We start from the raw sequence: 8217 nt of genomic DNA, 5'->3' as shown, positions 1-8217 counted from the left end.
CTCAGGGTTTGGAATAAAGAAAAGTTATCCACAAAAAAAGTGTGGATATTTCTTTGTCAGGGCCGAAAAAAGAAAGTGGTTTCACGCCCCATCCCTCCTCTTAAGAAAAAATGTAAAGTGGAGGTCCATCATTTTGTGGCTTGTTGAAATCTGTTTGCTGTACTTTAAAAAAGGACAAGAAAGTAAATGATTTCTTGGCAATGGGACGGCAAGAAAAAGACTCTATGATGCCAGGTTGATTAGGAGCTGAGCCTTCCTTTGTGTCTTTTTGCTCGCTTAAGTTATTGAATGCTTGATTTAGCTTGGTATTTATCTCACGTTCAATTGTGGCCTTACTTAATTGTCGATGCATTGCTTTTAAGGACTGATTTAATAGATTTTTTTTATAATCATCAACGGCTTTAAGCATGGAATTATATGCCATAATTCCCCCCAAAATTAATGCCCCGACTAAAATACCCCCTCCCAACAGCGGATAGACGGTAAAACTTGAAAACAGCCCTATGCCGCTCAATAACCCTGAAACACCGGCACTGCATCCGGTTAAGGAACCAAAAGTACCTACAAAACTGAAAAAAGATGGAACTATTTTTTTGGATAAGGGCACCGGTGCAAGTGAGATAGTGTGCATGATGCGATCCATAATAATTGGGTTACTGGGAAGCGTGTGCTTTAATTTATATTCTTCATAAAGTAACAATAAAATAGAATATAAGGGTGAATTAGCATCCTCACTGGCTATTGTATTGAGATCCATCATTAAGATGCGTTTGAATAACTCCTCCCGGTTTACGGTTTTTTTTTCACTGATGGCATATTGCTCGAGAGTCTCGATGTAGTTCTTAATATCTGCCAATAATTTGTTTTGATTTTTAAACAGTTGTACCTGTAGAATTTCTTCATGCTCTTTCATTTCCTGATAGGAAAAATAAAAAACAGGAAGGCTCACCATAAAAAAAAGAGCTATAGAGATAATTGCGAAAGTTAACGAAAAAAAACTGGCAACTGAACCACCAAGAAGTGCAAATAAAATACCAAAAAGGGGCCATGCTACACCAGCTCCCGATCCAATGGCATTCACAACCGATTTAAAAAATATCATGATTAACCCAAAAATCTAATTATCAACATGCAGCGCGCGAATAAAAGTTTTCCGAAAATGGGCAATTTTATAAACACCACAACCCATTATGGAAATAAAAATTGATAATTATCTGTTATTTTTAAAAATGGATTTTCTTTTATCTAAAAGATAAAGTTATAGCTTTTTTAGTTAAATAGTTAACGGCATGCCGGATTGGTGTTCATTTTCTCGCTGGTCTTGCTTTACATCTTCCAGGGGTTGTGGATGCCTCTTTGTGAACCCTATCTCATCCCGAATAGTATAAAAACTTCTTAAAACCAGAGCCTTCTTGACGGTCACGTCATTATCAGCACGGTGTTGCGCAATCGAAGGAACTTTCTGTAGGAATGAGTAGCGAACCCGAGCTTCCATATCCCCTTTTAAATCTTTTTCCCAGTGTGGATTTGCGGTAATTTGTCTGTCACACCCTAATACCATTAAGGTCGATTTTTTAAGAATCTCGCCCGGATTTAAAATATATTCGCGCATCTGGGGTGATAATTTATTTACCAACTCCGGCTGATTTTGCCAAAAGGTAGGGGTGAGTAAAGGGGAGTTTGCACCATGGGCAAGGGTTACCCGGGGGATATGGTAGCTACTGGTACAAAGTATAAGATTTGGCGGGCGGGACAAGTGATGGATTTTGGAAAAGGAAGTCCAATACGTATCAAGAAATCGACTTAGTCCAAGGACTTGCCCGAGGGTATTGTCAAAAGGAATGGCATCGATAATGAAGAACTGTGCAGGATACCCACAATACTCCCCTTTAGTATTCAATATTGCTCTAAGTTCAGCATTTTGCCGCTGAACCCCATTGAAATAAATATATACTGGCCGGGTAATTCCGATTTTTAAATTATTTTGGGTGCATTGCTTCGCAAGATTTATGCCGTATTCAACCCGACGCACTGTGTCCGACTCGTCGTACTCCTTTTCACACAATACAAATTTGTCAGCAGCCTCTACATAAGAACCTGAAAATCCACTGCGTCCGGAAAGGATCACCACCATATCCATATCTTCCAAAGGTACATGTTTTGCATCAATCGCTTCGGCTAAGGTATATTCCATTGTGAGAGCATTGGGGTCAATTGGAAACTCTTTTGCGGAGGCGGTAGTTTTTCCTAACGCACCTAGAATAACTTTTGTAGACAGGGTCATACTCGCGCTCTGCTTTAATTTTATAAATAAAACTCTACCAGATTAAAGGAAAGGATTATATGTTCTGGCAACAAAAATAGATTGGCACAAATAGGCTCCAGGGTTTAAAGACAATCCGTTTCTAAGAGCGAAGCCTCGCTGCTGACAACATGTTAAGCAAATGAATTATTGTTGCTCGATATGAATTAAAGGACTATCCCTTCATGCGGCTTAGCTTCATGAAAAGTAGCTTAGTTTCAATAAATGGATTTTAGAATATTCTGCAACTGTCTATTCTTGAGGGTTCCGCATCCCAATCCTTATCGAGAGCCCTTTATTCTTTCATCCATTTAATTGCAATAGACACACAAAAAGTGAATCGGGCCAAAATCCTGCTCTCCCGGAAGCCTAAAAACCGGGGGAAATGTCTTGTACTGGCTCTTCAGGCATGGTTTCGCTGGCGGGTTTTACCTTATCATTTTCCAAGGTGTATTCCTCTTTCACATTATTGATTTCTTGCTCTAAAAGATTCAATAAAGAGGTTGATACAGGACCTGAAACCCTTGTTTTGGCAGAATCAACCAAATTCAGGGCAGCCGAAAAATCAGGTGGGTTTTCATATAACTTTTCAGTAATTGAGTTTAACGCCTCATCGATAATTTCTTTATTTTTACTTCCCATTCGATATTTGGCAAACCATTGACCTTTTATGTGAACTGCATAGGTTTCTTTTATACCGACAACCATTTCTTTCAGTGTATTTAAATCCCGGTGCGCAACATTAATCCCCCCCACTTCCAAATTTTTTATATTATCAGGATAAACTTTTCTCATTGCTCTAAGCGGGTGGGAGGCAATCGCACCTAAAGAAGTAGAAAAGGAATAAGTATTTCCATAATAGTTTTGCACAGGTAATCGACTTACCAAATCCTGATCTAACCTGTAATTACAAAATTGCGCAAAAATTCCAGGTCTATTTTTTAAAATTAATTGCCCATAGAGAGTATCAATGGGGGCTGTATTAAACGTCCGAACATGCAAACTTCGTTCTTTTCTCAGATTCTCTTCAGTAGCATAAGCTTTAGCCCCTACATACTGAGCCAAATGCCCTCCCAGAGAGTGTCCGGTTATTACAATTTCTCTGCCAGGATATTTATTTTTTATCTTTGTATAAAAAGAAAAAGCTTCTTCACGTAAATTTTTTTCCACCATCCCCATTAATGTTAAATTCATATTAGAATACATATCTCTAAGAGAATCTGTTCCTCTAAAAGCAATAATAACGGGTGATTGTTCATCGTTGGGGGCAAAACAGGCTGCGGCTAATCCCTTGGAATTTTTAACGCGGGGATTAGTTTTATCAGAGGTGAGGCTGTATCCTGAACTATTGACCTCCTGGAGCAGTTGCTGTGTGGCTACGTAATCACCATGAGATTCATCTTGACGCAAATCATTGTTTTCTCCTTCAATACGATAAACGAGATTTGCTGCATTAAGCAGTAACCCTATAGTGCATTTTGACATAATACGCCCCTACCCCCCACAAAACTCTCAGGCTAGTGAATAAAAAAATCACTAGTTGCTCATAATATAGTTTACCAGAATATTGTTAAATATATAAACAAAAATCAAATATATTTTACACTGACATATTCTCTTGAGCATGATGGAAAGCGAAGATGCTTAATACAAGTGCCGATTTTTCAAAATTGCTATTTATATTTACCCCATACCCTGTCTCTAGGTATCCAAATAGAATCTCTATTCAAAAGATAAATATTAAAGCACATTGAATGAAATTAACTATGAATAAACTCGATCAAATAACGGGAATAAGTTGCTAATAAAACGATGAATAAATGAAAACTTAAAACTACATACAGATAGATCACAGGCTTAAATAGAGCTTACAAACATAGTTATCTTTAGTTTAAGTTATTGATATTAATCCAATAATAATAGTTATCAACAGGAGAATCAAACATCAATAACAAACAAAAATTTAAAAAATTAAATGAATGATGTTATTAACAAGCCGTTCGCTTCGAAGTAAAAAAATGGAATATATACAAAAAATAATCAAAAGCTGAAATTGACAGTAGAAAAAAAGTTCTCTATTATTGCCAGCCTCATAATTTTATTAACAGGTTCATCATGAAACGTACCTTTCAACCCAGTAATTTAAAACGCAAACGTGATCATGGTTTTCGCGAGCGTATGGCTACCCGTGCAGGTAGATTAGTAATTAAACGTCGTCGTGCCAAAGGCCGTAAGCGTTTGTCTGCATAAGTGTTTGCATTTAAAAAAACACAGAGATTATTAACAAAAAAAGATTATAATCATGTGTTTGAACAAGCAAAAAAAATAGTAACATCCGAATTTATCGTTCTCTTTCGAGAGAATAATTTAGGTTATGCTCGACTTGGGCTGGCGCTATCCAAAAAAGTGATAGCAAAAGCTCATGATCGAAATCGTATTAAACGGCTGTTAAGAGAAAGCTTTCGACAAAAAGAATTACCTGCAGTCGACGTGGTTTTTTTAGCAAGACAAGGCGTAGCAAAACAAGCAAATTCAATTATAAACGCTAGAATGGGCAAAACATGGAACAAATTAATCTCATGTTACGAAAAATAGTTTGTTTACCCATCAAACTGTATAAATATTTGATTAGTCCCTTGTTAAAGCCAAGTTGCCGTTATTACCCAAGTTGTTCACAATATGCTGAAAGCGCTATCCTACAATGTGGCATAACCAAAGGTTTATGGATGGCTTTTAAAAGAGTATTGCGATGTCATCCTTGGTCACGCGGTGGCTATGATCCTGTACTCCCCAACAACGAGAATCATTGATGGATATAAGACGTATTATTTTATACATGGCGCTTGCGCTGGTTGGTTTATCTCTTTGGAATGCCTGGCAAGTAGATTATCCTCCTAAAGCGGTGTCAACTGAACTTGCGCGCAGTCAGCAAACCAGTGGGCAGCCATTGTTGCCACAAGTAGCACCATCCAGTACGCCGACATCAACACCTGCAAACCCTGAGCTTGTACAAACTAAAAATACCAATGAGCAGTTAATTCATGCTAAAACCGATGTTTTGGATGTAGCAATTGATCCTCAACAAGGAGATGTTGTTTCAGCAGAACTCCTTGAGTACCCCCAGAGCGTGGATGAAAAAAACAAACCGTTCCTTCTTTTACAAAATCAAGCCAGTGAGCGTTATGTAGCAAACAGCAACATTTTTGTTGCCTCAGGACAAAATGTCCAGTCACTTGATTTTAATTTTACAACCTCACAGAAAAGCTATGAATTGGGACCTGAGCAAAAGCAATTAATCGTCACTCTCACCGGTAAAAATGCCGAAGGGCTTGATGTCGAAAAGCAATTTATTTTTACCAAAGGCAGCTATCTTATTGAGGTAAATTATAAAATTGCAAACAAAGGCAACAATGATTGGACCGGTTATTTAAATACCCAGTTGTTACGTAGTTCGCCTAAAGAAGATAAATCCAGTGTATTTCATGTAGGATCCTACACAGGAGCCTCCTACTCAGAGCCAGGAAAACACCGCTATCAAAAAGTGAGCTTTAGCGATATGAATAAAGCAAATCTGGATGTGGACAGTAAAGGCGGCTGGGTGGCTATGCAACAGCATTATTTTTTAAGTGCCTGGATTCCGCCTGCAGATGCAAATAATAAATTTTATACGCGCGCATCAAATAATGATTATACCATTGGCGCAGTAAGCCAACCCATTACCCTGAAACCTGACGAGCAAAAAACAGTCGGCGCCAAATTATATGTAGGACCCGAAATTACCAGTGTATTAAAAAATATTGCCCCTTCACTGGATTTAACAGTCGATTATGGAATTTTATGGTTTTTATCTTCCCTATTATTCTCCTTAATGAAAGCCATTTATAATTTTATCGGCAATTGGGGCTGGTCTATCGTTTTAGTGACTGTATTAATTAAACTGGCATTTTATCGATTGTCAGCTGCCAGCTATAAATCAATGGCTGGCATGCGCAAATTACAGCCCAAGCTCCAGGCCTTGCGTGAGCGTTATGGGGATGATAAAGCAAAAATAAGCCAGGCAACTATGGAGCTTTACAAACAGGAGAAGGTAAATCCTTTAGGTGGTTGTTTGCCTATTTTGATTCAAATCCCGGTTTTTATCGCTTTATATTGGGTTTTATTGGAAAGTGTCGAATTAAGACAAGCTCCATTTATCTTCTGGATTAAAGATCTTGCCTCAGCAGATCCCTATCATGTATTGCCCCTGATTATGGGGGCTACAATGCTGGTTCAGCAAAAATTAAACCCAGCACCTCCTGATCCGATGCAAGCGAAAGTCATGATGTTTTTACCTGTATTATTTACAGGCTTGTTCTGGAATTTCCCAGCCGGGTTGGTATTGTACTGGATTGTGAATAATACCTTGTCTATCTTGCAACAATGGTATATTACCCGTAAATACTCTGATGAAAAGCCAGCAAAAAAACTGGTTACAGCTAAATAAATGACTGCAGATACCATCGTAGCCATAGCTACCCCACCAGGAAGAGGTGGGGTAGGAATTATCCGCTTATCAGGACCGCAAGCCTATTCCATTGCTGTTTCTCTTAATGGCAATAAAACATTAAATCCTCGCTTGGCTACATTTTGTTCTTTTTATTCAATTTCAGAAAAAGAGATATTGACCCCTCCCCATTCCTTAATTGATCAGGGAATAATGATTTATTTTAAAGCCCCCCACTCTTTCACCGGAGAGGATGTTATTGAAATCCAGGCTCATGGATCTCCTGTGGTTTTGGATATGCTCACCAAAGCTTGCATTCAGCTTGGCGCGCGGATGGCCAGGCCAGGAGAGTTTTCAGAACGCGCTTTTTTAAACGACAAAATTGATTTGACGCAAGCAGAAGCAATAGCTGATTTAATACAAGCCAGTTCACAAACTGCAGCACGCATGGCATTAAAGTCATTACAAGGTGAATTTTCAAATAAAATAAATCAACTAAATGAAAAAATTATTTATTTACGTTTGTATGTAGAGGCAGCAATCGATTTTCCAGATGAAGAAATTGATTTTCTCAATGATGGAAAAGTAGCTCACTTATTAACGAATATTTTAACTGAATTGGAAGAAATACGTGCACAAGCCAATCAGGGAGTTATCTTGCGCGAAGGTTTATCGGTGGTTATTGCCGGGCGGCCTAATGCTGGTAAATCAACTTTAATCAATTGTCTGGCAGGACGGGATGTCGCAATCGTTACCGAAATTGCCGGAACTACCCGGGATATTATGCGCGAACATATTTTATTGGATGATATCCCGCTGCATATCATAGATACTGCCGGCTTGCGTGATTCTGATGATCCAGTTGAAAAAGAAGGAATCAAGCGGGCATGGCAAGAACTAAAAAAGGCAGATTGTGTTTTATTGGTTGTGGATATGAATGACTTGGAACACCATTATTCCTTATCCCAGGAAATTAAATCTGCATTACCTCCGGAAGTTCCCATTATCACAGTGTTCAATAAAATTGATACTTTAGAGCGATCTGCAGAAATACATGGCCATACCGTTTATCTGTCTGCAAAATCAGGTGAGGGAATTGATGGTTTGAAGCAAGTGATAAAAATGGTGGTAGGCTACCAGCCTAATGAAGGACACTTTATTGCCAGAAGGCGCCATTTGCTTGCATTAGATGAAGCAAAAAACTTGCTTGTTACCGGACAACAACAGCTGACGGAGCATCGTGCGGGAGAGTTATTGGCAGAAGACCTACGTCAAGCACACCAATGTTTATGCGAAATTACAGGCGAGTTCAGTTCCGATGATTTATTAGGACGTATTTTTTCCAGTTTTTGTATCGGCAAATAAGGATCGAGAGCCAATTTCCTGCATTCCACCCAAAAATTCACAAGTTTCCTATTTTTTCCTATTTACT

8 protein-coding genes are annotated in these 8217 nt (G+C 38.5%); 5 read left to right on the top strand and 3 right to left on the bottom strand.

Annotated elements, in window-relative coordinates; genetic code table 11:
- Positions 1 to 100: 100 nt before the first annotated feature.
- From KYQ_RS16945 to KYQ_RS16935, 3 genes are all read right to left on the bottom strand, one after another.
- Complete coding sequence (locus KYQ_RS16945; RefSeq protein WP_019350367.1) at positions 101 to 1102, bottom strand: hypothetical protein; 1002 nt, start codon at positions 1100 to 1102, stop codon at positions 101 to 103.
- A 171-nt stretch (positions 1103 to 1273) separates the two neighbouring features.
- A complete protein-coding gene (locus tag KYQ_RS16940; RefSeq protein WP_019350366.1) occupies positions 1274 to 2284 on the bottom strand; it encodes a hypothetical protein in 1011 nt (336 codons plus the stop codon).
- A 387-nt stretch (positions 2285 to 2671) separates the two neighbouring features.
- On the bottom strand, positions 2672 to 3787 hold the full coding sequence (locus tag KYQ_RS16935) for an Mbeg1-like protein (RefSeq protein WP_010655307.1): 1116 nt from the start codon (positions 3785 to 3787) through the stop codon (positions 2672 to 2674).
- Positions 3788 to 4417: 630 nt separating this feature from the next.
- Here KYQ_RS16935 and rpmH point away from each other — a divergent pair.
- From rpmH to mnmE, 5 genes are read left to right on the top strand one after another with little or no spacing between them, the layout of a single operon-like run.
- Positions 4418 to 4552, top strand: a complete 135-nt coding sequence (rpmH, locus tag KYQ_RS16930; RefSeq protein WP_006869475.1) for a 50S ribosomal protein L34 — start codon at positions 4418 to 4420, stop codon at positions 4550 to 4552.
- Positions 4553 to 4897 carry a ribonuclease P protein component gene (gene rnpA / locus KYQ_RS16925; RefSeq protein WP_010655306.1) on the top strand — a complete coding sequence of 115 codons (345 nt, stop codon included), beginning with the start codon at positions 4553 to 4555 and terminating at the stop codon, positions 4895 to 4897.
- Positions 4864 to 5112: a membrane protein insertion efficiency factor YidD gene (gene yidD, locus KYQ_RS16920; RefSeq protein ID WP_035748955.1), complete on the top strand. Its 249-nt coding sequence runs from the start codon at positions 4864 to 4866 to the stop codon at positions 5110 to 5112. The genes rnpA and yidD overlap by 34 nt, the downstream gene beginning before the upstream one ends.
- Positions 5112 to 6785: a membrane protein insertase YidC gene (yidC, locus tag KYQ_RS16915; RefSeq protein ID WP_019350365.1), complete on the top strand. Its 1674-nt coding sequence runs from the start codon at positions 5112 to 5114 to the stop codon at positions 6783 to 6785. The genes yidD and yidC overlap by 1 nt, the downstream gene beginning before the upstream one ends.
- A complete protein-coding gene (gene mnmE, locus KYQ_RS16910) occupies positions 6786 to 8150 on the top strand; it encodes a tRNA uridine-5-carboxymethylaminomethyl(34) synthesis GTPase MnmE (protein WP_019350364.1) in 1365 nt (454 codons plus the stop codon).
- The last annotated feature ends 67 nt before the right edge of the window (positions 8151 to 8217 follow it).

The organism is Fluoribacter dumoffii NY 23, assembly GCF_000236165.1.
Taxonomy (GTDB): domain Bacteria; phylum Pseudomonadota; class Gammaproteobacteria; order Legionellales; family Legionellaceae; genus Legionella; species Legionella dumoffii.
Note: the sequence above shows the minus strand (reverse complement) of the source record. Positions and strands in the feature narration are given on the sequence as shown.